General features: G+C 58.1%; 23 protein-coding genes. 14 read left to right on the plus strand and 9 right to left on the minus strand.

The window, feature by feature from the left end; translation table 11 throughout:
• Positions 1-200: 200 nt before the first annotated feature.
• The 5 genes from lptB to JF535_RS07815 all read right to left on the minus strand — a co-directional run bounded on the left by lptB (position 201) and on the right by JF535_RS07815 (position 3,779).
• Positions 201-926 carry an LPS export ABC transporter ATP-binding protein gene (lptB, locus tag JF535_RS07795; protein WP_207000941.1) on the minus strand — a complete coding sequence of 242 codons (726 nt, stop codon included), beginning with the start codon at positions 924-926 and terminating at the stop codon, positions 201-203.
• Between the two features lie 84 nt (positions 927-1,010).
• Positions 1,011-1,556, minus strand: a complete 546-nt coding sequence (lptA, locus tag JF535_RS07800) for a lipopolysaccharide transport periplasmic protein LptA (RefSeq protein WP_207000943.1) — start codon at positions 1,554-1,556, stop codon at positions 1,011-1,013.
• Positions 1,543-2,106, minus strand: a complete 564-nt coding sequence (lptC, locus tag JF535_RS07805; RefSeq protein ID WP_207000945.1) for an LPS export ABC transporter periplasmic protein LptC — start codon at positions 2,104-2,106, stop codon at positions 1,543-1,545. The genes lptA and lptC overlap by 14 nt, the downstream gene beginning before the upstream one ends.
• An 89-nt stretch (positions 2,107-2,195) precedes the next feature.
• Positions 2,196-2,759 carry an HAD-IIIA family hydrolase gene (locus JF535_RS07810; protein ID WP_207000947.1) on the minus strand — a complete coding sequence of 188 codons (564 nt, stop codon included), beginning with the start codon at positions 2,757-2,759 and terminating at the stop codon, positions 2,196-2,198.
• A 48-nt stretch (positions 2,760-2,807) separates the two neighbouring features.
• Positions 2,808-3,779, minus strand: a complete 972-nt coding sequence (locus JF535_RS07815; protein ID WP_207000949.1) for a KpsF/GutQ family sugar-phosphate isomerase — start codon at positions 3,777-3,779, stop codon at positions 2,808-2,810.
• Between the two features lie 504 nt (positions 3,780-4,283).
• Here JF535_RS07815 and JF535_RS07820 point away from each other — a divergent pair.
• The 5 genes from JF535_RS07820 (at position 4,284) to hisD (ending at position 8,850) form a co-directional block, all read left to right on the plus strand.
• Positions 4,284-4,937, plus strand: a complete 654-nt coding sequence (locus tag JF535_RS07820; protein ID WP_340674140.1) for an MlaC/ttg2D family ABC transporter substrate-binding protein — start codon at positions 4,284-4,286, stop codon at positions 4,935-4,937.
• Between the two features lie 104 nt (positions 4,938-5,041).
• Entirely contained in the window at positions 5,042-5,275 is a 234-nt protein-coding gene (locus JF535_RS07825; protein WP_207000951.1) for a BolA family protein, read from the plus strand.
• Between the two features lie 103 nt (positions 5,276-5,378).
• A complete protein-coding gene (gene murA, locus JF535_RS07830; RefSeq protein WP_207000953.1) occupies positions 5,379-6,641 on the plus strand; it encodes a UDP-N-acetylglucosamine 1-carboxyvinyltransferase in 1,263 nt (420 codons plus the stop codon).
• 165 nt (positions 6,642-6,806) lie between these two features.
• Positions 6,807-7,445 carry an ATP phosphoribosyltransferase gene (hisG, locus tag JF535_RS07835; protein WP_207000963.1) on the plus strand — a complete coding sequence of 213 codons (639 nt, stop codon included), beginning with the start codon at positions 6,807-6,809 and terminating at the stop codon, positions 7,443-7,445.
• Positions 7,446-7,533: 88 nt separating this feature from the next.
• Positions 7,534-8,850: a histidinol dehydrogenase gene (gene hisD, locus JF535_RS07840; protein WP_207000965.1), complete on the plus strand. Its 1,317-nt coding sequence runs from the start codon at positions 7,534-7,536 to the stop codon at positions 8,848-8,850.
• A gap of 79 nt (positions 8,851-8,929) precedes the next feature.
• Here hisD and JF535_RS07845 read toward each other — a convergent pair whose 3' ends face one another.
• Positions 8,930-9,418, minus strand: a complete 489-nt coding sequence (locus tag JF535_RS07845; protein ID WP_207000967.1) for a nuclear transport factor 2 family protein — start codon at positions 9,416-9,418, stop codon at positions 8,930-8,932.
• Between the two features lie 25 nt (positions 9,419-9,443).
• Entirely contained in the window at positions 9,444-10,592 is a 1,149-nt protein-coding gene (locus tag JF535_RS07850) for a S1C family serine protease (protein ID WP_340674141.1), read from the minus strand.
• 169 nt (positions 10,593-10,761) lie between these two features.
• On the opposite strand from JF535_RS07850, the gene sat reads away from it, so the two are divergent.
• Complete coding sequence (gene sat / locus JF535_RS07855) at positions 10,762-11,952, plus strand: sulfate adenylyltransferase (protein WP_207000969.1); 1,191 nt, start codon at positions 10,762-10,764, stop codon at positions 11,950-11,952.
• Between the two features lie 73 nt (positions 11,953-12,025).
• On the opposite strand, the gene JF535_RS07860 is transcribed toward sat, so the two are convergent.
• On the minus strand, positions 12,026-12,502 hold the full coding sequence (locus JF535_RS07860; protein ID WP_207000971.1) for a ZapG family protein: 477 nt from the start codon (positions 12,500-12,502) through the stop codon (positions 12,026-12,028).
• Between the two features lie 258 nt (positions 12,503-12,760).
• Here JF535_RS07860 and zapE point away from each other — a divergent pair, with 258 nt between their 5' ends.
• The 8 genes from zapE to JF535_RS07900 all read left to right on the plus strand — a co-directional run bounded on the left by zapE (position 12,761) and on the right by JF535_RS07900 (position 20,158).
• A complete protein-coding gene (gene zapE / locus JF535_RS07865) occupies positions 12,761-13,900 on the plus strand; it encodes a cell division protein ZapE (protein ID WP_242523755.1) in 1,140 nt (379 codons plus the stop codon).
• 136 nt (positions 13,901-14,036) lie between these two features.
• A complete protein-coding gene (rplM, locus tag JF535_RS07870; RefSeq protein ID WP_010132512.1) occupies positions 14,037-14,465 on the plus strand; it encodes a 50S ribosomal protein L13 in 429 nt (142 codons plus the stop codon).
• A 13-nt stretch (positions 14,466-14,478) separates the two neighbouring features.
• Positions 14,479-14,871, plus strand: coding sequence for a 30S ribosomal protein S9 (gene rpsI / locus JF535_RS07875; protein ID WP_010132513.1), 393 nt, complete (start codon positions 14,479-14,481; stop codon positions 14,869-14,871).
• A gap of 508 nt (positions 14,872-15,379) precedes the next feature.
• Positions 15,380-15,979, plus strand: coding sequence for a ubiquinol-cytochrome c reductase iron-sulfur subunit (gene petA / locus JF535_RS07880; RefSeq protein ID WP_066966450.1), 600 nt, complete (start codon positions 15,380-15,382; stop codon positions 15,977-15,979).
• A complete protein-coding gene (locus JF535_RS07885) occupies positions 15,976-18,177 on the plus strand; it encodes a ubiquinol-cytochrome c reductase (RefSeq protein ID WP_207000973.1) in 2,202 nt (733 codons plus the stop codon). Before petA ends, JF535_RS07885 begins: the two co-directional genes overlap by 4 nt.
• Before the next feature lie 125 nt (positions 18,178-18,302).
• Positions 18,303-18,932: a glutathione S-transferase N-terminal domain-containing protein gene (locus tag JF535_RS07890; protein WP_066966445.1), complete on the plus strand. Its 630-nt coding sequence runs from the start codon at positions 18,303-18,305 to the stop codon at positions 18,930-18,932.
• 23 nt (positions 18,933-18,955) lie between these two features.
• The gene (locus JF535_RS07895) at positions 18,956-19,348 is read left to right on the plus strand and encodes a ClpXP protease specificity-enhancing factor (protein ID WP_066966442.1); all 393 of its coding nucleotides are present in this window, start codon (positions 18,956-18,958) and stop codon (positions 19,346-19,348) included.
• A gap of 192 nt (positions 19,349-19,540) precedes the next feature.
• Positions 19,541-20,158, plus strand: a complete 618-nt coding sequence (locus JF535_RS07900) for a Yip1 family protein (RefSeq protein ID WP_207000975.1) — start codon at positions 19,541-19,543, stop codon at positions 20,156-20,158.
• Positions 20,159-20,219: 61 nt separating this feature from the next.
• Here the strand turns inward: JF535_RS07900 and JF535_RS07905 are convergent, their stop codons facing one another.
• Positions 20,220-22,229 carry a M48 family metallopeptidase gene (locus JF535_RS07905; protein ID WP_207000978.1) on the minus strand — a complete coding sequence of 670 codons (2,010 nt, stop codon included), beginning with the start codon at positions 22,227-22,229 and terminating at the stop codon, positions 20,220-20,222.
• Positions 22,230-22,237: the final 8 nt, after the last annotated feature.

Genomic DNA, 22,237 nt, shown 5'->3' on the forward strand with positions numbered 1-22,237 from the left:
GCCCGCCGCAGCAGATTTGATGCTTGATGCGGCGGCGTAAAGCTCATTTCCTGCAGACTACCTTGCGGCAAATCGGAACACAAGAGGCAGCTTAAGCAATAAGCATGCCGAAAAATTTTGTGGATCCGGTCACAAGGTTTCTGTGTGTAATGGCGGCCTACAGAATGGGGTATCGTGAAGATGAACCCCTAAAAAACCGCTCAAATGGTGAATTCGTGTCCCAGATAGACATCTTTCACCTGTTTGTTTTCTGCTACGTCTCTGGGGTCGCCGGAGGCGATGATGTGCCCCTCGCTGACGATAAATGCGGTCTCGCAGATATCCAGGGTTTCGCGCACATTGTGGTCGGTAATCAGTACGCCGATACCGCGGTCCCGCAGATGGCGGATAATTTGCTTGATATCGTTGACCGAAATGGGGTCGACACCGGCAAAGGGCTCATCCAGCAGGACAAAGGCGGGGTTGGTCGCCAGGGCCCGCGCAATTTCAACGCGACGGCGCTCGCCGCCGGACAGCGCCATCCCCAGACTGTCGCGGATGTGGGTGATGTGGAATTCCTCCAGCAGGGCCTCAAGTTGCGCCATACGCTGGCTACGGTTGAGGTCCTTGCGGGTTTCGAGAATGGCGAGAATGTTGTCCGCCACGGTCAGGCGGCGGAATACCGATGCTTCCTGAGGCAGGTAGCCAATGCCCTTGCGGGCGCGGCCGTGCATGGAAAGACCGGTGATATCTTCGTCGTCGATCATGACCTGGCCGGCATCCGCCTGGACCAGGCCGGCGATCATGTAGAAACACGTGGTTTTGCCGGCACCATTAGGGCCCAGCAGGCCCACCACCTGTCCGCTGGATACGCTCACGGACACATCCTGAACGACTTTGCGTTTTTTGTACTGCTTGGCGAGATGTAACGCTTTGAGCGTCGGCATGGCGAATTCCGCTATCTAGTGCAGTGGCAATGGCCACATCTGTCTGGTGAGTTCTGCAGGCGCTGGCCCCATGGGGCGGATGGCCTACTGGCCGTCTTCGACCGGTTTGGGGGCGGGCTGCGCTTCGGGCTTCCAGATCATTTCCACGCGCTTCTTCTCCGATTGGCCCTGGGCCTGCATCTGCTCGCTATTGAGGTCGTAATCGATGCGCTCGGCGGAGAGGGTGTTGCCGTCCCGGTCGACGAAGGCTTCACCGGTCAGCTGCAGGGCATCGGTGCTCACCAGAAATTCAATCCGCCGGGCGCGCGCCTTGACCGGGCTGGTGCTTTCTTCCACCTGCTGCTGGAAGTGAGCGGGGGTGCCGATGGCGACCACCTTGCGGATTTCGCCGCTGGCATTGCCGTGTACCTCAACCCGGTCTGCGCGGATCTGCAGGGAGCCCTGGGTAATGACCACATTGCCGCTATAGACCGAGAGGTTTTTGCTGCGGTTGGCCTCCAGGTTGTCGGCGGATACTTTCACCGGCTGCTGGCGATCATTGGGTAGAGCCTGCGCCTGCAGGCTGGCCAGCGCGACCACCGCCGCCAACGTGGTTGCGAGCAGTGTGCGGGCGGCATTAGCGGACTTCATAGCGGCTTTCCACATCGGACAGAATTTCCACCTTGTCTTGTTTTAGATCGGCGCGCAGGCCCTTGCCGGTTGTGAGGTTGGGGCCGTCGGTAATGGTAACAACTTTGTCAGTCTCGGCGAATTCTTCGCGAGGCCTGATTTCGATTTTCGGTGTCCGCAGGGTAATACCTGGCCCCGGCAGCTCCTTGATGGAGACATCCCCCTTCAGTACGACCCTTTGCCCATTGTTGTAGGCGACACCAGAGCGCGATTCCGTGCGCCAGCGGGAGTCTTCGCCCTGGTAGAACATCATGCGTGGCTCGGTGAGGTCGGCCCGATCCCGCCGCGCAAACTGGAAGAAGGTGACGCGCTCGGCGTCGACTTCATAGGCGAGATTGCCGTTCACATCGTAGTGACGCGTGCGGGCACCCCGGATGATGAGATCCGCGGCCCTGTTGTGTTCCTGCTGGGTGGGGCGCTTGCCCATTAGCTGATCTGGCGGGCTCTCGGTAAACCAGAGTCCCAGGGTAATCAGCATCACCACAATCACCAGTGGTAGCCAGGTGCGCATGTATCGAGTGTTTCCTGTTAGCCTGCCGGCCCGCGCAACGCGGTCTGACAGTTAGTCTGTGTGGGTGCGGTCAGGTTCCGGCCTGGCGATTATTTTTCTACGTGTGTCAGGTAAGGTGCGAGTGCGGCGTCAAAGGTGCCCTGTGCCTGCATGATGCGGTCGCAGACCTCTCGTACCGCGCCAAGTCCCCCTTTGCGCTCGGTGGTGAACAGCGCGCGCTCCTTTACTGGCGGTGCTGCGTCGGGCACGGCAATGGGGCAGCCGACGCGGGTCATCAGCTGCAGGTCCGGGTAGTCATCGCCCACGTAGGCAATGTTTTCCAGCGTGTGGGGTTCGTTGGCGAACAGCTCCTGAAAGGCGCTGTATTTGTCTTCACGCCCCTGAATCAGCCGGGTGATTCCCAGATCATGCGCACGTTTTTCCACCAGGGAGCTACGTCGACCGGTAATGATGGCGACGGCCACACCCGATTGCTGCAGCATCTTGATGCCATGCCCATCGAGGGTGTGGAAGGTTTTCAGTTCATTGCCGTGATTGTCAAAATACAGTCGTCCGTCGGTCAGTACGCCGTCCACGTCGAGAATCAGATGGCGAACCCGGCTGAGTCTTTCCTGGATTTCCTGGTCGCTGGGCGCGTTGTCGGTGTGGCTCACGGGGTTTTTCCTTTATTCCTTTTACGGTATCCAGAGTGCCGCTGCGTGTCAGATGACACCAGCGCGCAGTATGTCGTGCATGTGCAGCAGGCCGATCGGGTGGTGTTCGGAATCCTCCACCACCAGCGCGGTGATCTTGTTGTCTTCCATGATGCGCAATGCTTCCGCTGCCAGTGTATGCGCACCGACGGTTTTCGGTCGACGGCTCATGACCTGATCCATAGTGGCGCTGTCCAGCTCGAACTTCTGGTCAATGACGCGCCGCAAATCGCCGTCGGTAAATACGCCGAGCAGCTGACCCGCGCTGTCGACCACTGTGGTCATACCGAACCCCTTGCTGGTCATTTCCAGCAGGGCGGTGGCCAGGGGTGTATCGGGTGTCACTTGTGGCAGTTCGTCGCCGGCGTGCATTACGTCTTCCACCTTGAGCAGCAGCTGGCGGCCGAGTGCGCCACCGGGGTGGGAAAAGGCAAAGTCTTCAGCGGTGAATCCGCGGGCTTCGAGCAGTGCCACCGCGAGGGCATCGCCCATGACCAGCGTCACCGTAGTTGACGAGGTTGGGGCGAGGTTCAGCGGGCAGGCTTCGGTGTCGACCGCGATATCCAGGTTTACGTCGGCGGACTGGGCAAGTGGGGAGTCCGGCTTGCCCGCCATGCTGATCAGGGGGATGCCCAGGCGCTTGAGCAGCGGCAGCAGAGTGAGTACTTCCGCGGAGGAGCCAGAATTGGAAATGGCAATCACCAGATCCTGGCGGGTGATCATGCCCAGGTCCCCGTGGCTGGCTTCGCCCGGGTGCACAAAGAAGCTCGGTGTGCCTGTGCTGGCGAGGGTGGCGGCTATTTTGCGCCCAACATGGCCAGATTTGCCCATGCCAGAAACAATAACGCGCCCCTTACACGCCAGGATCAAGTCGCACGCCTGCCTGAAATCGGCACCGATGCGCGCTTCAAGGGCGGCTACGGCCGCGGTTTCCATGGCAATGGTGCGGCGCCCGGCCTGAATGATCAGATCTGTTCCCATGATAACTCTCGCTGGATGATCCAGGGCGGCGCCGTGTGGGGCGGCTGGCCGCGATAATTCCGTTGATTCTAGAAAATGATGGACGGAGCGGCCGCTGCAGGGCGCCGTCAGAGATGCCGGTGCTCCTTTATATAGTAGTGGCCCGGATGCGGTTAACGCTTCCGCTGTGCCGGCTACTGACGTGCTAACCTTTTAGAGACGGTCAGAGCCAGTGTGGATCTGGGCGCCTGCGAGTCTTGCCGGTGTGCAAGCTGCTGGCCCTGCGAAAGTGATCCAGTGCCGCTTGTCCAAAGCGCGGCCATGGTATAGTTTGCCGCCGCTATTGTCAGCTACCGAGACAAACTGAGGGGCGAGGTAAGAGGGGCGTGACGGGATTTCGGGCGCGTCTGATCGCTTGCCTGGGCCGTACAACCTCTGTAGTCGCCAATCAATTTTCGGTATGGCCGTGACACTTTTTGCTGTCGCGAGCATCCAAGGGACGAATTTGCCATTAGGAGATATTCTGTGAGCGCACTCATCACTACCCGGATCCACACCGCCAGCAAGCCGCTGGGCAAGGTTCGGGCGCTGGTTTCTGTATTTCTGCTGTGCTGTGTGGCGCCATTCGCGGCGGCATCGCAAAACCCCTACACCCTGATTGAGGGGGTTTCCAACGAGCTTCTCGGGGTGATTCGCAGCGAGGGTCGGAATGTCAGTGCCAACCCACAGCGTTACTATTCTGCGGTGGACCGCGTGCTCGCACCGGTCGTGGATTTTGATTTTATCGCCCGGGGTGTCATGGGCAGTCATGCTAAAAAAGCGACTCCGGCCCAGCGCGCCAAGTTTGCCAGTACGTTTCGGCGCGATCTGGTGGCCACCTTTGCCCGCGGTGTGGCGTCTTTCGGCAACATGGATGTGAAGGTGTTGAATCCCGGCTCTGCCCCCAGTGGCAATCGTGTCAACGTGCTGCAGGAGGTGCGCAGTAAGGAGGGGGTGACCAAGGTTTCCTACACGCTGGTGCGCAACCGCAGCGGTCAGTGGAAGTTGATTAATGTGATTCTGAACGGGGTCAACCTGGGCAAGACGTTCCGCGGACAATTCTCGCAGGCCATGCAGGCAAATGGCGGCGATATCGACAAGGTGATCGCGGGCTGGTCGGCGGCAGACCAGGTTGGCTGAATTTCGCTTGCCGGATGCACGCCGGCGCTGCCGCGGGTTGCGGCTGCGTCGGTTGCCGTATTCCAGTACACTTGCGCGCTTTTAACACGACTGTAATTCCTGCTATGCAACCAGATCAGATCAAAGCCCTCATTGAAGGGCAAATTCCCGGCAGCCAGGTTGAAGCTGCGTTTGAAGGCAGCCACCTGCAATTGACCGTTATCAGCGACGCATTCAATGGCCTGAGCCGTTTGAAAAAGCAGCAGCTGGTGTACGGTGCGCTGTCCGACAAGATTGCCGACGGCACCCTGCACGCCGTGCAGATGAAAACCCTGACGCCGGAAGAAGCCGGCCAGTAAATTTTACCCGCGCTCATCCCAGGCTGAGTGCGGGGTTTCGCTTCCCTTCAGCATGCCAGAACGAGGCAGTCGTAGCGGGAAGCCAGAGTGGAAGCCATATCGAATGGATAAACTGATTATCGAAGGGGGTAGCCCCATCTCCGGAACCTTGAAAATTTCCGGGGCCAAGAATTCTGCGTTGCCGATCCTGGCGGCAACGCTGTTGGCCGATGGGCCTGTGCAGATTCACAATCTGCCGCACCTCAACGATATCACCACCATGATTACCCTGCTGCGGTGTATGGGGGCAGATATCACCATCGATGAGCGGCTGGGTGTGGAGATTGATCCGCGTTCGGTGAATGAGCTGACCGCCCCCTACGAGCTGGTGAAAACCATGCGCGCCTCCATTCTGGTGCTGGGCCCGCTGTTGGCCCGTCACGGGGTGGCCAATGTTTCCTTTCCCGGTGGCTGCGCCATTGGCAGTCGCCCGGTGGATATCCACCTCAAGGGGCTGGAGGCCATGGGAGCGGAAATCACCATCGATGAGGGTTTCATCCGCGCGCGCAGTAATGGACGCCTCAAGGGCGCCAATATTGTGATGGAAAAAGTGACCGTCGGCGGTACAGAAAACCTGCTGATGGCCGCTGCGCTGGCAGAAGGTACTTCCGTGCTGCACAACGCTGCGCGGGAGCCGGAAATTGTCGACCTGGCGGAATTTCTGATGGCGATGGGCGCACAGATCGAGGGTGCGGGTACCGACACTATTCGCGTGCACGGTGTGCCACGCCTGCATCCCTGCTCTTATACCGTGATGCCGGACCGAATTGAAACCGGAACCTTCCTGGCAGCTGCCGCAGCCGCGCGTGGCAAGGTGCGCTTGACGCATACCCGCGCCGATATTCTCGATGCAGTGCTGGTGAAGTTTGAAGAAGCGGGTGCCCATATCAGTATCGGTGACGACTGGATTGAGCTGGACATGAAGGGGAATCGTCCGAAGGCGGTCAGCTTCCGCACCGCGCCTTACCCCGCCTTCCCGACCGATATGCAGTCCCAGTTCACCGCCATGAATGCGGTGGCCGAAGGACGCGGCACGGTGGTCGAAACCATTTTCGAAAATCGGCTGATCCAGGTGCATGAGCTGAATCGTATGGGAGCGAATATCGTTCTCGAGGGCAATACCGCTATTGTGACCGGTGTGGAAAAACTGAAGGGTGCGCCGGTAATGGCGTCCGACCTGCGCGCCTCCGCGAGTCTCGTGATCGCGGGGATGGTGGCCGAGGGGACGACGATCGTAGACCGTATTTACCATATCGACCGCGGTTACGAGTGCATTGAAGAGAAACTCCAGCAGCTGGGTGCCAACATTCGCCGCGTTCCAGGCTGAGTTCAGCGGGAAGGCGGGGTGCCTGGCTAGATGCTTCTCATCTAGATGTATTCCAGTTTTGTATTGGCGCGGTATTTCTTGAGGGGATAAGCTCGCACACGCTTAGGAAAACCGCCGTTACTTTAGCCTGGATGTTTCCGGGCTCTCCAGATAATCATAATCGTTATGCAGATCACTATTGCCCTGACCAAGGGGCGTATTCTCAAGGAAACGCTGCCACTACTGGCTGCCGCTGGCCTCGAGCCGCTGGAAGATATCGCCAAGAGTCGCAAGCTGATCTTCGCCACCAACCAGGAAAACGTTCGCCTGCTGATCCTGCGCGGCTCCGATGTGCCCACCTACGTACAGCATGGGGCGGCGGACATGGGCGTGGCGGGCAAGGACAACCTGCTTGAGCATGACAACAGCAACCTTTACGAACCCCTGGATTTGAATATTGCCCGCTGTCGCCTGATGACCGCGGGCATCAAGGGTGCCCCGTTGCCCAGTGGTCGCATCAAGGTGGCGACCAAGTTTGTGCAGTCAGCGAAGCGCTACTATGCGGCGCAGGGGCGTCAGGCGGACATCATCAAGCTGTACGGAGCCATGGAGCTGGCACCGCTCATGGATCTGGCGGACGAAATTGTGGATATTGTGGATACCGGCAATACTCTCAAAGCCAACGGTCTGGAGGCGCGAGACCACATTGCGGACATCAGCAGTCGGCTGATCGTCAACAAGGCCTCCATGAAAATGAAGTACAGTGCCATCAATGCGCTGGTGGAGCAGTTGGCAAAAGCCGTAAACGTGTCCAAAGCCGATTGAACGGCAGCGCGCAGACACTTTCCATCGACCATTTCATCGATGTTACTCATCAGCTACCGGAATACTGAACTTCCATTGATCAAACACTATGCGTGAATTCTCTATTCGCCGGCTGGATGCCGGCAGCCCGGATTTTTCCAGCGAACTGGACCACTTGCTGGCGTGGGAGTCGGTTGCAGACCTGCAGGTAGAGGCGGCAGTGTCCGAGATTCTCCAGCAGGTAAAAAACCGGGGCGATGCAGCGGTCATCGAATTTACCAATCGCTTTGATCGCCGCAACCTGCAAAGTGCGGCCGAGTTTTGCCTGGGTAAGGATGCTCTGCAGCAGGCGTTGCAGCGTATTCCGGCAGAAAGCCGCGAGGCGCTGGAAACTGCGGCCAAGCGGGTGCGGGAATATCATCAGCACCAGCTGCAGTCGTCCTGGCAATACCGGGAGGCGGACGGCACTCTTCTTGGCCAGCAAATCACCCCGATGGAGCGCGTTGGAATTTATGTGCCCGGCGGCAAGGCCAGCTATCCGTCTTCCGTATTGATGAACGCAATTCCGGCGAAAGTGGCCGGGGTTGATGAAATTCAAATGGTGGTGCCTGCCCCCGATGGCCAGCTCAATGACCTTGTACTGGCGGCGGCGGCGATTGCCGGTGTGGACCGGGTATTTACCATTGGTGGCGCCCAGGCTGTGGCCGCGCTGGCCTATGGGACAGATTCCATCGCACGGGTGGACAAGATTGTGGGCCCGGGCAACATTTTTGTGGCGTCAGCCAAGCGCGCGGTGTTTGGTCAGGTGGCCATCGATATGATCGCTGGGCCCTCGGAAATTCTGGTGATCTGCGACGGCAAGACCGATCCGGACTGGATTGCCATGGACCTGCTTTCCCAGGCGGAGCACGACGAGCAGGCGCAGTCGATCCTGCTGAGCCCGGATGCTGATTTTCTGGATGCGGTGGAAAAATCTCTGCAAAAGCTGCTCGCGGATTTACCCCGGGAAGCCATTGCCAGTCGTTCCATCGCCGATCGCGGTGCCCTGATCCTGGTGCGGGATATTGCCCAGGCCATCGAGGTGTCCAACCGGATTGCCCCTGAGCACCTGGAGGTTTCTGTGGATGATCCGGAACAATATCTGCCGCAGATTCGCCATGCCGGTGCGATTTTCCTCGGCCGCTATACCGCCGAGGCGCTTGGCGATTACTGTGCCGGCCCCAACCATGTGTTGCCCACCAGTGGCACGGCCAGGTTTTCCTCGCCACTAGGTGTTTACGACTTTCAGAAACGCAGCTCGATCATCTTTTGCTCGCCGCAAGGGGCGGATACATTGGGCCGAGTGGCTGCCACGCTGGCGAAAGGGGAGGGGCTCGATGCGCACGCCCGCTCCGCGGAATACCGGGTGCGTGATACCGCGGATTGATTAGCATCGCGGATTGATTAGCACCGCGGATTGATTAGCGCCGTGGATCGATTGGCGCGGACCAGGCTGCAGGGATTGGTTATTGGTCGGAGGAGTTGGCCGGTGGGATTTTTGTGGCCTGCCAGGCCAGCGCCCGCCATTCGCCATCGCGCTTAACGAACGTACCGGTGTTGAAAAATTCCATTCTTTTCGCTTGCTTGTCGCTGTTGGACGCAGGCTCCGCGATCAGCCGAAAGGCGATGATCGCGGTACTGTCGAGTAGGCGAATATCTGTATCTTCCGCGCGGTAGCGCATCGGCGCGGAAGCCTCGTCCTCTTCATTCCTGCTGTTCTTTTCTTCTTTCACCTTTTGCATCCCGTCGATAATCACTGCTTTTCCAAAGCGTTGGCCCGAAGAGCTGGTATAGATCAGATCGTCGGCCCAGAAACGCTGGTGCACCTGAATATCGTTAGCGGCCCCGGCGAGAAACTGGTTGAGCAGATCGTTCAATGCTTCGCGATCATCGGCGAAGACGCTACCGCTAAATAGTGTGAGCAGTAGAGTTAATCGAATTGTCTTGAGTGGCATTGCTAAGTGCTCCTTTTATTTGGGGTCAGCCCTCGCCTTGTGTTTGGCGTTCCTCGCTCTGAGGTCTTTCAGATACCGCTGCGCGCGTGGTGAGGGGTTCTCCGTCGCGAATATAGGTGATGGTTACCACTTCGCCAGGGCGTAGGGTGGCCATAGCCGCGTTGCCATGTTTGCCATCATTGATGGGGGTGGCATTGATATGAGTGATGACGTCACCAGGCTTGAGGCCCGCCTGATGTGCGGGTCCATCCTTGTAAATCGCGGTGACGATCACCCCGTTGGTGGATGCCAGGTTGAAGGACCGCGCCAGCAGTGGATTGAGGTTTTGCGCTTCGATCCCCAGCCAGCCGGGCACCACGCGCCCGAACTCGATGAGGTCCTGCATGACTTTCAGGGCGATATTGGCGGGAATCGCAAAGCTGATGCTGGGGACGGTTTGATTCAATGCCGACGTGGTATTGATACCGAGTAACCGTCCGCGGGAATCGACAAGGGCGCCACCGGAGTTGCCGGGGTTGATCGCCGCATCGGTCTGCAGAAAATTCTGCAGATAGCCGCCAACACCCGCGTTCTCCACGTCTCGGCCTGTCGCACTGATAATGCCTTGGGTTACCGTTTGCCCAACTCCGAATGGGTTGCCAATGGCGAGCACTACATCGCCCACCTGTGCCCTGTCTGGATCGCCCACCTCGATGGCTTTCAGGTTGGGGAGGTCAATCTTTAGAACCGCCAGATCGAAATCTGCGTCTGAGCCTACCAGGGTCGCCCGGGCCTCGCGGCCGTCAGCCAGCACCACGGCAATCTGTTCTGCGCCAGAAATAACATGGAAGTTGGTCAGTACATACCCCGCCTCATTAACAATGACCCCGGAGCCGAGATTTTGTTGCATGCGCTCCCGTTGCAGCGGGGTCATCTTGTTCAGGTAGTAAGGGAAAAGGGGGTGGTTTGCCAGCGGGTGGTTGCGCAGGGCTCTCTTGCTAAACACGTTGACCACCGCAGGAGCCGCCAGATTAACCGCGCTGGAATAGGTTTCTGGGCCCGAGGAAAAAGGGGGGGGAGCGCTGTTGCTGGGCTTATCGCGCAAATGCGGAAAAATGAAGAGCAGCGCTGCCGCCATCGCCAGGCCGATCACGGCGGGAATGGCCCAGTCTTGCAGAAATCGTTGTAATGACACCTGAGACTCCTTGGTTTGCAGCCATTATACGTCTTTCGGTTCTTGTGTCCTCACCAGAAGATCTAACCGCGGTCGCGTCTGGTCCTTGGTGTAGCGCGGGTTATGCGTATAATGTGCGGCTCAAAATTTCGCCAGAATCCTCATCTACAGATATAACACAGGAGTGACTATGTCCTTGGTTCGCCCACACGGCAGTGTCGAGCTGCAGCCCCGCTTTGTTTACGACAGTGAGCGCCATCACCAGCTCGCCCACGAAGCGGAATCCCTGCCATCCATCGTGGTGAGCTCTGCGGCGGCGGCCAATGCGGTGATGCTGGGCGCCGGTTACTTCAACCCGCTGCACGGCTATATGAACCTCGCCGACACCCTGAGTGTTGCCGAAACCCTGCGCACTGTGGACGGCCTGTTCTGGCCGGTGCCCGTGGTCAACATGGTGGAAGACACGTCTTCAATTGCCGGCGCCAAGCGCATCGCGCTGCGCGATCCGAATGTAGAGGGCAATCCGGTGCTTGCCATTATGGATGTGGAGGCCATCGAGACGGTGTCGGATGAGCAGGTCAATACCATTGCTGAGCATGTATTCGGTACCCTGGATGACAAGCACCCGGGCGTCGCTACCTTTAAGGGCGCTGGCCGTCAGCTGATTTCTGGCTCCATCGAAGTGCTGAACTTCAGCTATTTCCAGGCGGACTTCCCGGATACCTTCCGCACGGCAGTAGAGATCCGCAATGAGTTTGTCGAGCATGGATGGAGCAAGGTTGTTGCCTTCCAGACCCGTAACCCCATGCACCGCGCACACGAGGAGCTGTGCAAAATGGCGCTGGAGGCGGTGGACGCCGATGGTGTGCTGATCCACATGCTGCTGGGCAAGTTGAAGCCCGGTGATATTCCGGCCCACGTGCGCGATGCCGCGATCCGCAAAATGGTCGAGGATTACTTCCCCAAGAACACGGTAATGGTCACCGGTTATGGTTTTGACATGCTGTATGCCGGCCCGCGGGAAGCTGTGCTGCACGCGGTGTTCCGTCAGAACTGTGGCTGTAGCCACCTGATTGTCGGCCGCGATCACGCGGGCGTGGGTGATTACTACGGTGCGTTCGATGCCCAGACCATCTTTGATGACAAGGTACCTGAGGGCGCGCTGGAAATTGAGATTTTCCGCGCTGACCACACCGCCTACTCAAAGAAACTGAATAAGGTGGTGATGATGCGCGATGTGCCGGATCACACCAAAGAGGATTTCATCCTGCTGTCGGGTACCAAAGTGCGCGAGATGCTGGGTAACGGTATTGCACCGCCTCCGGAGTTCTCTCGTCCGGAAGTCGCTCAGATCCTGATGGATTACTACCAGAGCCTGTAACAGCTCTGGCGAATCCAAGGCACAAAAAAGGCGGGAACCTCCCGCCTTTTTTGTGCCTTGGATTTACCTGAGGTCAGCGATTGACTGCTCCCTCGGAGCTGGGTGTGGCCGTTGGGGCCGGTGCTTGCGCTTCTTTCTCCAGGCCGAACTCTTCCGAGAGCGTGCCCGCAGCGCCGGGTGCCTTGGGTGCCCAGTCGCGGGGCGGGAGGACGCTCAGGCTCTCGTCATTGTCGCTTAACTGACCACTGCCGGCCTCCAGCATCTGGCGTCCGATATCCTGGCTGGACAGGCGCATAGCACTGTTGGCTAGATACTCGTGGACCTCTCTGTAGCTCTGGGTCAGGTTGTGAACCAGTTGCGAGGTCTGGTCAAAATGCTCGTTCACCTGCAGCTGGAAGTCTTCCAGGCGGGTATTGGCCTCTTTCAGGCGAAGCTCCAATTCCTGGGTGCGGTCGATGTTCTGGCGGCCGCGGGTAGCGAGGAAAGCCAGAAGGGCTCCCAGGGCGAGGCCGACTACGCCGACCAGAATCAATACCGAAGTTGAGTGCACGTTACATCCTCCTCAAGATAAATAGTGGCACCAGTCATCCCTGACGGTGACCTCATTATACGCAATTACGTCCGTCGCGCCCTGCTGAGGTTTGTGTCAAGACGTGATGGATTTGGTAAAGTGCGCGCCAATCGCTGTGCGCCACGGTTTTTTCTTTGTTTTGGGGCGGTGTGTAGTCGGTTGTTTCCCCGGGCAGAGTATCTGTTGTTCGGCTTGTCATGATTGATAGTTCAATAATTTGAAAACGGTTTTGAATAGATGGTCACGGAATCCTCCTCGTCCGATCCCATGCGCCTGACGCCGATGGCGCGCTATCGGCGAGACCTGCAGCGTCCCGATTTTGTTGAGGACCCAGCTCAGCGGGCCGCCGTGGAAAAGTTACAGGATCTGTATGAGCGGTTACGCGCAGCCGATGCGGGTGGGGGCAGGGTGGTACGCCGCCTGAAAGCGCTGTGGCAGAAGCCGCGGGGGCCGGTGAAGGGTCTCTATTTCTGGGGGGGCGTGGGTCGTGGCAAGACGTATCTGATGGATGCGTTTTTCGAGTCGCTGCCGTTTGAAGAGAAGCAGCGTACGCATTTCCACCGCTTTATGCGCGATGTACACCGGCAGTTGAAAGCACTGTCGGGAGAGAAAAACCCGCTGGACAAGGTGGCAGATCGTATTGCCGGCAGGGCGCGCGTGCTGTGTTTTGATGAGTTTTTTGTCTCCGATATCACCGATGCAATGATCCTGGCCAATCTGCTGGACGCCCTGTTCGCGCGGGGTGTGACGCTGGTGGCGACCTCCAACATCATACCCGAAGGCCTATATAAGGATGGGCTCCAGCGGGCGCGATTTTTGCCGGCGATCGACCTGTTGCTCGCGCACACCGAAGTGGTCAATGTGGATAATGGGGTGGATTATCGGTTGCGCGCGCTGGAGATGGCCGAGCTGTATCACAGCCCGCTGGATGATCAGGCCGATAACAGCCTGCACCGTTCCTTTGCCAGCTTGATGGTGGAGGGCTCTGAAGTGCGCGAGTCGGTTACCCTGGATATTGAGGGGCGACCGATCGTCGCCAGTCGCCTGGCGGATGACGTAGCCTGGTTCGAATTTGCCGAGCTGTGTGACGGTCCGCGCTCGCAGAATGACTACATCGAGCTGGCGCGAGAGTTTCACACCGTATTGCTTGCCAATGTGCCGAAAATGGACGGTCGTATGGAAAGTCAGGCGCGGCGTTTCATCAATCTGGTTGATGAGTTTTATGACCGCAGCGTCAAACTGGTTGTGTCCGCCGCGGAGCCGATCGAGTCCCTGTACGGTGGTCGCCAGTTGCGCTTTGAGTTTGATCGAACCATGAGTCGCCTGCAGGAGATGCAGTCGCGGGAGTATCTGGGTCGGCCCCACCGGCCGGAATAGGGAGTCCTGCGGACGGCTCCGGTTGGTCACATATCGCCCAATTTTGAGCTTGAAAAGCCCGTGGTGCTTATGTAGTATTCGCGCTCTTTTCGTGGGACGGCTCCATTCCCGGGGCCATATACAGGTGTTTTATAACATGAAGACTTACAGTGCCAAGCCGGAAGCGGTCACTCGCGACTGGTACATTGTTGACGCTGCGGATAAGACTCTCGGCCGTATTTCCGCCGAGATTGCTCACCGCCTGCGTGGCAAGCACAAGCCTGAATACACGCCCCACGTGGACACCGGTGACTACATCGTAGTAATTAACGCCGAGAAGGTTCGCGTGACCGGCAACAAGGCCAAAGACAAGATTTACCACAGCCACTCTGGCTACCCTGGTGGTCTTAAATCCATCAGCTTTGAGAAGCTGATCGACAAGGCGCCTGAGCGCACTATCCAAAGTGCGGTAAAAGGCATGCTTCCTAAGGGTCCTCTGGGCCGCGCCATGTTCAAGAAATTGAAGGTGTATAAAGGTAGCGAACATCCTCATGCGGCGCAGCAGCCGATTGAACTGTCGATCTAAACGGAACATTCTCATGGCAACTACTCAATACTACGGTACCGGCCGTCGCAAGACCTCTACCGCTCGCGTATTCATCGCGCAGGGTGAAGGTAAAATCAGCGTCAACGGTCGCACTCTGGACGAATATTTCGGCCGCGAAGTGGCGCGCATGATCGTGCGTCAGCCGCTGGAAATGGTCGACATGGTTGAAAAATTTGACATCAACGTCACTGTGAAGGGCGGCGGTTCCTTTGGTCAGGCGGGTGCTATCCGTCACGGCCTGACGCGCGCTCTGATGCAATACGACGAGTCCCTGCGTCAGCCGCTGCGTGCAGCCGGCTACGTGACTCGCGATGCGCGTGCCGTTGAGCGTAAGAAAGTCGGCTTGCGCAAAGCGCGTAAGAAGCCGCAATTCTCCAAGCGTTAAGCGAGAATTTCTGGATTTTTGGCCCGGCAATTGCCGGGCTTTTTTTTGCCTGCAGCGCCTTTCCTGCGCAAGGCTGCAGGTGGGGGCTGGTTATAATTTCGCCGGTCCGTCGCAGGGCCGCCGGTGTTCCCCGCCGGTTTCACCTTGTATCAATTTGGCATTTTCTTTAACATTGCGCGGATTTCTAGCCGCTTGCACTTGGGGTTTGGCTACTTTGTTCTATGGTCAAGCGAGCGGGCCAGTTGTAGGGGAGTTTCTCGAGTAAGTTTTGGCGTTCGCAGTGGCGGTTTGTGCGCCACTGCATGGATGCTCGTTCTATCTGGTCTCGAACATCAGCTCGAACCATTGGGATGGCGTCCTGTCTGCTCTGTGCGTGTCATTTGATGCAACGCGCAAGGTGGCTTTGTCGATTTACCGTAGAGAGCTTCCAGAATTTTGGGTTTGGGCCAGTCAGTCTCGGACTTATCTTGCGATAGGTTACGGGGCGCTGTGATGGGAGATCTACGTCATGAGTGATGACGGTGTAAATGTGGGGCGTCGTCGATTCCTGACCGCGGCCACCTCCGTTGTGGGTGGTGCCGGTGCGGTTGGGGTCGCAGTACCTTTTGTCGCTTCATGGAATCCGAGTGCCAAGGCCAAGGCGGCCGGCGCGCCGGTGAAATACAATATCGGCAAGCTGGAACCGGGCCAGATGGTCACGGTAGAGTGGCGTGGCAAGCCGGTTTATGTGGTACGCCGTACCCAGGAGGCGCTGGATAACCTCCCGAAAGTGGCTCAATTCCTGCGCGACCCTGAGTCCGCGGAATCCAAACAGCCTGCCTATGTCAATCCGGAAAACCGCGCGATCAAGGCCCAGACACTGGTTCTGGTTGGCCTTTGCACCCACTTGGGTTGCGCGCCAATGTATCGCCCAGAAGTTGGTACGGCCGACCTCGGCGGAGACGAGTGGATGGGTGGCTTCTTCTGCGCCTGTCACGGCTCCAAGTATGACCTGGCCGGGCGCGTCTATACCGGTGTGCCTGCACCGCTGAATATGGAAGTACCTCCTTACTCCTATGAAGGTGATGATGTAATCGTGATTGGTGTGGATCAGGAGGGCAGCGCATGAACTGGTTAACGGCACTGGGTGATTGGGTCGATCAGCGTCTGCCAATCTACCGCGCGTGGGATACCCACATGGGCAAGTACTACGCGCCCAAAAACTTCAACCTGTGGTACTTCTTCGGTGTTCTGTCCATGCTGGTTCTGGTGAACCAGCTGCTGACCGGCATCTGGCTGGTCATGAGCTACAACCCCACCGCCGAGGGCGCATTCGCGTCTGTTGAATACATCATGCGCGATGTAGAGATGGGGTGGATTATTCGCTACCTGCACTCTACCGGCGCCTCCGCATTTTTCGTGGTGGTGTACCTGCACATGTTCCGCGGCCTGATGTATGGCTCTTACAAGCCGCCACGCGAGCTGGTGTGGATATTTGGTATGTGTATCTACCTGGTGTTGATGGCCGAAGCCTTCATGGGCTACGTGCTGCCCTGGGGCCAGATGTCCTACTGGGGCGCACAGGTGATCGTATCCCTGTTTGGTGCTATCCCGGGTATCGGTGAGGACCTGGTGCAATGGATTCGCGGTGACTACCTGATCTCCGGAATTACCCTGACGCGCTTCTTCTCTCTGCATGTGATCGCCCTGCCGCTGGTTCTGGTCTTGCTGGTTGTGCTGCACATTCTTGCGCTGCATGAAGTGGGCTCCAACAACCCCGACGGCATTGATATCAAGAAAAACAAGGACGAAAACGGCGTACCGCTGGATGGCGTTGCCTTCCATCCGTACTACACCGTGCACGACCTGGTTGGTATCGCGGTGTTCTTGTTCGCGTTCTGTGTGGTGGTGTTCTTCTTCCCGGAAATGGGTGGATTCTTCCTCGAATACGCCAACTTCGAAGAGGCGAACCCGCTGAAGACCCCGGAGCATATTGCACCGGTCTGGTATTTCACCCCCTTCTATGCAGTGTTGCGCGCGGTCACCATTGATATTGGCCCGCTGACCGCGAAGTTCCTCGGCCTGGTGGCCATGGGTGCGGCGATTGCGATCCTGTTTGTGCTGCCCTGGCTCGACAAGAGCCCGGTCCGGTCCATCCGTTACAAGGGAATTTTGCCCAAGGTGCTGCTGCTGGTATTCGCCGCGGTGTTCATCATCCTGGGTTATCTCGGTGTGAAGTCCCCGACTCCTGGACGTAACTTCCTGGCGCAGGTCGCGACTCTGTTCTACTTCGCGTTCTTCGTCACCATGCCGATCTGGACGAACCCGACCACTCGCAAAGGTCTGGCTTCCTGGATTGTGAGCGGCATCTTCGGTGTACTGTTCCTGTGGATGGCGGTGGTTAACTGGAAGGCGAGCCTGTTCGTCTGCGCCATGTCTCTGGCATTCGCGGCCTTCTTCGCACTGCTGCCGTGGCTGACCGATCGAGACGTGGTTCACCCGGAACCTGCGCGTGTTACCAGCCCGTCCGGTAGCAAGACGTTCATTGTGCTGTTTGGCGGCATCATCGCGGTACTGCTGCTGACCTTTATCCCGATCAAGGCAGTGGGTGCTGAGAGCATCGTCGAGCTGGACTACATCAATGTAGACCTCAACGACAAGCCCTCGCTGCAGCGCGGTGCCAAGTACTTTGTGAACTACTGCATGGGTTGTCACAGTGCCAACTTCTCTCGCTGGGAGCGGGTGGCCACCGATCTGGATATCCCGACGGAATTGATGGTTCAGAACCTGGTGCTCGGTGACAGCAAGATTGGCGATCTGATGCAGATTTCCATGAAGCCTGAGGATTCCAAGACCTGGTTTGGTACAACCCCGCCGGATCTGACCCTGGTTGCACGCGCTCGCTCTCCGGAATGGCTATACACTTATCTGCGTAGTTTTTACAAAGATGACAGCCGTCCGCTTGGTGTAAACAACAAAGTGTTTCCCAACGTGGGTATGCCGCACGTGTTGATGGAGCTCCAGGGGCTGCCAGAGTGTGCACCTGGGCCCAAGCGGGATCACGGCAAGGTGGTTCGCGACGAGCTGGGTAACCCCATCATGGATGCGGACTGTGGCAGCCTGCAGGTGGGTTCTGTGAAAGGCTCCATGGATGACGTGCAGTACGATCAGGCCGTGTACGACCTGGTGAACTTCATGGAGTATATTGCCGAGCCCATGGCGGAGACCCGCAAGCGCATTGGTTTCTACGTGCTGGCCTTCATTCTGGTGTTCTTCATCTTCGCGTGGCTGCTGAATCGCGAATACTGGAAAGACGTACACCACTAAACGCCGGCCAGGCAGATTTTCCCGGGTGGTGGGCCGCCGGTTTTCCGGTTGTGGCCCAACCGCCCGGTTTCCGTTTTGAACAGGTGCCGGACTTCGTCTGGCCAGTAGACTGAGGTAGTTCCACAATGGGTGTGCCGACTAACAAGCGCTCCTCCATGACCTTCTTTTCTGATGGTCGTTGTCATTTCAGCCACAGGGTACGTATTGTCCTGGCGGAAAAAGGCGTCTCCGTAGACATTATTGATGTTGATCCGGATGATAAGCCGTCGGAACTTGCGGACATGAACCCGTATAACTCCCTGCCAACCCTGGTGGACCGTGAGCTGGTGCTGTTCGAGACCAAGGTAATGATGGAGTACCTGGACGAGCGTTTCCCGCATCCGCCGCTATTGCCGGTTTATCCGGTGGCCCGCGCCCAGAGCCGTCAGATCATGTATCGGATTGAGCGCGACTGGTGCCCGCTGGTCGACAAGATTCTCGCCGGCGGCAAAGATGTGGCGGCAGCTCGCAAGGAGCTCCGCGATAGCCTGGTGGGTATCGCGCCGATGTTCACCGACCTGCCGTACTTCTTTAATGAAGAGTTTTCACTGGTGGATTGCTGCATGGCACCCTTGCTGTGGCGTCTTGACCAGCTGGAAATCGCGCTGCCCAAGACCAAGCAAGCCAAGCCGCTGCTGGATTACATGGACCGCCTGTTTGCCCGCGAAGCATTCCAGCAGAGCCTGACCGAGTTCGAGCGCGAAATGCGCTCATGAGGTGCTGATTGAACAAGCCGCCGATGACCTCAAACCGCCCGTATTTGTTGCGGGCGTTTTACGAATGGATCACCGACAACAAGTGCACCCCATATCTGCTGGTGGATACGCACCTGAATGGTGTTCTGGTTCCCCAGCAGCACGTAAACGAGGACGGTCAGATTGTGCTGAACGTCTCGGAGACCGCTGTGATGGGGCTCACCATGGACAACTATGCCATTCGGTTTAACGCGCGTTTCGGCGGCGTGCCCACGGATATTCAGGTGCCGGTAGGGGCAGTGGTGGGTATTTACGCACGCGAAAATGGCCAGGGCATGGTGTTCGAGCCGGAAGAAACCCCGGAGCCGCCAGAGCCAACACCGCCCACAACCCTCAAAAAGCCGTCCAAGAAGCCGTCCCTGCGGGTCGTCAAGTAGTCTTACTGCTTCCGATAACCTCTGAACCCCGGTTTCACCGGGGTTTTCTTATGCCTTTTCTCTGCTGGCAGGTGCTTTGCGCCTGTTGATTGACCGCTGGCGTAAAAAATGACGCCGTATTCCTGTTATTGATTGGTGAATTGCCGCCGCCCTTCCGATACTGCATGCATGCGGTGCACAGGAGGGACACTAATGAGATTACTCAGTCATACCATCGGCATATTTACCAACCCAGACAAAGAGTGGCAGGCAATCCGGTCTGACAAGCACTCGTTTGTGCAGGTTTTCTTGAGCCATGTACCTATTCTGGCACTGATTCCGGTTGTCTCGGCGTATATCGGCGTGACCCAGGTGGGCTTTACCATCGGTGACAATGTACAGAAGCTGACGCCGGGCAGTGCTCTCACACTCTGTGTGATCACCTACTTCGCCATGTTGTTTGGTGTGTACATATTTGGTGAATTCATCAACTGGATGGCGAAAAGTTTTAAAGTGGAAGGCGATGAGGAGATGCGGCACTACGAGGGCACGGCCCTGGCGGTGTTCGTCACCACGCCTATTTTCCTTGCCGGATTTATCGGTCTCTACCCGAACCTGTGGCTGAATGCGGCTGTTACCCTCCTGGCCACTGCGTATTCCATTTATCTCATCTACGAGGGTATTCCCATCCTGATGAATATCGACAAGGAGCGCGCGTTTGTGTATGCGTCGTCGGTGGTCACGGTGGGATTGGTATTGCTGGTATCGATTCGTGTAGGAACCGTGATCCTCTGGAGCATGGGTGTCGGCCCGGTATACCAGCACGGGTAGTGTGCGCTGCCTGAAGCGTGCGCCAGAAAGAAGCCGGGCGCGTAGAGCACCCGGCTCCCGGTCAGCTGGTGTGGGCTGAAAGGCACCCCGTACTCGCCGCTCCAGCAGGCGAGGTTCCCGGTACGGGGGGCATCGGGCAGTCCAGGCAGTCCGCGATCGCCCGGAGTAGCTCGATCTCGCGCCCGGCAATCACGCCATCATGGGCCAGTGTGGTGGCCAGGGCCTTCAATAGTAGTGGCTTCTGCAGGGGTGCCGTATCGCTGGCGATCGCTATCGCCTTGTCCAGTCGTTGCAGGGTGATGTCCGAGCCTGCCGGTAGCGGGACGGGTGTGATACCCAGTGCACGGGCGCCCGCCTCGAAAGCGCGCTTTGCTACCAAATACTCTGTGTTATCCGCATGGGCCATGGCTGCCAGTAGAAACTGCTGGGCATCCGTGACGCTTCCCGATCTATTCTTGCGCGTATCGATTTTGCGGTGCCGATCTGGCGTGGATTCCAGTGCGTGCATCAGTACCCGATACAGCGCCCACTCCCTCACTTCAACCTTGCCGTCGGCGCGCAGCAGCTTGATCACGTTGCGCTTAAAGATCTGGTATTGCTGAGGGGCAAGCGCCTTGAGTGCAGGAATGCTCAGGTCGACCAGCGGGAGTCGGTATTCTTCCGGCATTTGTGCCAGCGCCGGTTGCAGTTTAGCGAATTCCCGCAGCACGGCGGGGTGTGCGGAGCGTGTCAGTATGTCGAGCTGCAGAGCCTGCTGTTCAGGCGACATGAGCAGCCCGTAAACCAGTGCCCTGGCCGCGAAGGGATCGTGTGCGGCGGCCTTGAGGCTCTCAGGCGCTCTAGACAGCAGGTTGCGGCCAAATTCCAGCTGAGTGGGGGAGGGTGCCGCGATATTGTTGTCGACGGTTTCCATCACCTGATTTAACTGCGCCTGATAGGTGTTGTTGGTCGCTCGCTGGCCGGTAGCCCCGGGGTGAGTCTCTGCCTGATCGAGCTGCGACACCGGGGCCGCACCGGCGACTCCCGCAAGCCCAGCCCCCGATGGCGCTTGGGGCTCCGGGCGTGACGTTGCGCGGAAGCCTTTCCACTGGGGATCCAGGCGTGTGATGCGCGCAGCGAGCGGCGGGTGTGTGGCAAACAGTCCCAGCAGTGAATGCTTGAGGCTACTGGCAAAATACATGTGGCTGAATTCACTGGCGTTGGTCGCCTGCAGGTTGGAGCCTGCGGTGTGGCCACCGATTTTTTTCAGTGCGCCGGCGATGCCCCGGTTGCTGCGCGTGAACTGCACCGCGGAAGCATCCGCCAGGTATTCCCGCTGACGGCTCACGGCCGACTTGATCAGGTTGCCAAAAAACGTGCCGGTATAACCGATAACCAGCAGCCCCGCACCAATGCCGAACAAGGCCGCACGACCTCGGCTGTCGCGGCCGCCAAAGTGGCCACCGCGGATCAGCCAGCCTCCCACGAGCCCGATAATCAGGATGCCGTGCAGCAAGCCGACGATACGAATATTGAGGCGCATGTCGCCATTGAAAATATGGCTGAACTCGTGCGCCACGACACCCTGCAGTTCCTCCCGGCTCAGTTGTTCGATACAACCCCGGGTCAGCCCGATCACCGCGTCGGTGGGTTTGTAGCCGGCGGCAAAGGCGTTGATGGCTGCGTCCTCGATAACGTACACGTCGGGCACCGGTGTGCCCGAAGCGAGCGCCATTTCTTCCACCACGTTCAACGCGCGTTGCTCGGCGAGGGTGTTTGGCGCGATGTTGATCTTCTTGCCACCCAGCGACTCCGCAATGGCGCGCCCGCCTGCGGCGAGTTGACGCAAACGAAAGTAGCTCGCTATAGCGATAATCGCGCTGATGGTTGCGGCAATACCTGCGATCGTGTCCCAGCCCAGTTCTGTGATCATCTGCACCAGTGAGGCGGAGTCCTGGCCGCGAGAGTAGTGGGTCAGCAATGCGATAAACAGGGTCGTTATCCCGATCAGCCCGAGCACCGCCAGCGAAAAGAGGGCCACCAGCAGTGTGGAGTTGCGACGGGCCTTATCCTGATAGTCAAAAAAATTCATGGCGGTAC

The organism is Microbulbifer salipaludis, assembly GCF_017303155.1.
Lineage (GTDB): Bacteria > Pseudomonadota > Gammaproteobacteria > Pseudomonadales > Cellvibrionaceae > Microbulbifer > Microbulbifer salipaludis.

Excerpts from the sequence above, each read along its gene's own strand:
- lptB (WP_207000941.1), bottom strand. The coding sequence starts at position 926 with ATGCCGACGCTCAAAGCGTTACATCTCGCCAAGCAGTACAAAAAACGC.
- lptA (WP_207000943.1), bottom strand. The coding sequence starts at position 1,556 with ATGAAGTCCGCTAATGCCGCCCGCACACTGCTCGCAACCACGTTGGCG.
- lptC (WP_207000945.1), bottom strand. The coding sequence starts at position 2,106 with ATGCGCACCTGGCTACCACTGGTGATTGTGGTGATGCTGATTACCCTG.
- JF535_RS07815 (WP_207000949.1), bottom strand. The coding sequence starts at position 3,779 with ATGGGAACAGATCTGATCATTCAGGCCGGGCGCCGCACCATTGCCATG.
- JF535_RS07825 (WP_207000951.1), top strand. The coding sequence starts at position 5,042 with ATGCAACCAGATCAGATCAAAGCCCTCATTGAAGGGCAAATTCCCGGC.
- murA (WP_207000953.1), top strand. The coding sequence starts at position 5,379 with ATGGATAAACTGATTATCGAAGGGGGTAGCCCCATCTCCGGAACCTTG.
- hisG (WP_207000963.1), top strand. The coding sequence starts at position 6,807 with ATGCAGATCACTATTGCCCTGACCAAGGGGCGTATTCTCAAGGAAACG.
- hisD (WP_207000965.1), top strand. The coding sequence starts at position 7,534 with ATGCGTGAATTCTCTATTCGCCGGCTGGATGCCGGCAGCCCGGATTTT.
- JF535_RS07845 (WP_207000967.1), bottom strand. The coding sequence starts at position 9,418 with ATGCCACTCAAGACAATTCGATTAACTCTACTGCTCACACTATTTAGC.
- sat (WP_207000969.1), top strand. The coding sequence starts at position 10,762 with ATGTCCTTGGTTCGCCCACACGGCAGTGTCGAGCTGCAGCCCCGCTTT.
- zapE (WP_242523755.1), top strand. The coding sequence starts at position 12,761 with ATGGTCACGGAATCCTCCTCGTCCGATCCCATGCGCCTGACGCCGATG.
- rplM (WP_010132512.1), top strand. The coding sequence starts at position 14,037 with ATGAAGACTTACAGTGCCAAGCCGGAAGCGGTCACTCGCGACTGGTAC.
- rpsI (WP_010132513.1), top strand. The coding sequence starts at position 14,479 with ATGGCAACTACTCAATACTACGGTACCGGCCGTCGCAAGACCTCTACC.
- petA (WP_066966450.1), top strand. The coding sequence starts at position 15,380 with ATGAGTGATGACGGTGTAAATGTGGGGCGTCGTCGATTCCTGACCGCG.
- JF535_RS07885 (WP_207000973.1), top strand. The coding sequence starts at position 15,976 with ATGAACTGGTTAACGGCACTGGGTGATTGGGTCGATCAGCGTCTGCCA.
- JF535_RS07890 (WP_066966445.1), top strand. The coding sequence starts at position 18,303 with ATGGGTGTGCCGACTAACAAGCGCTCCTCCATGACCTTCTTTTCTGAT.
- JF535_RS07895 (WP_066966442.1), top strand. The coding sequence starts at position 18,956 with ATGACCTCAAACCGCCCGTATTTGTTGCGGGCGTTTTACGAATGGATC.
- JF535_RS07900 (WP_207000975.1), top strand. The coding sequence starts at position 19,541 with ATGAGATTACTCAGTCATACCATCGGCATATTTACCAACCCAGACAAA.
- JF535_RS07905 (WP_207000978.1), bottom strand. The coding sequence starts at position 22,229 with ATGAATTTTTTTGACTATCAGGATAAGGCCCGTCGCAACTCCACACTG.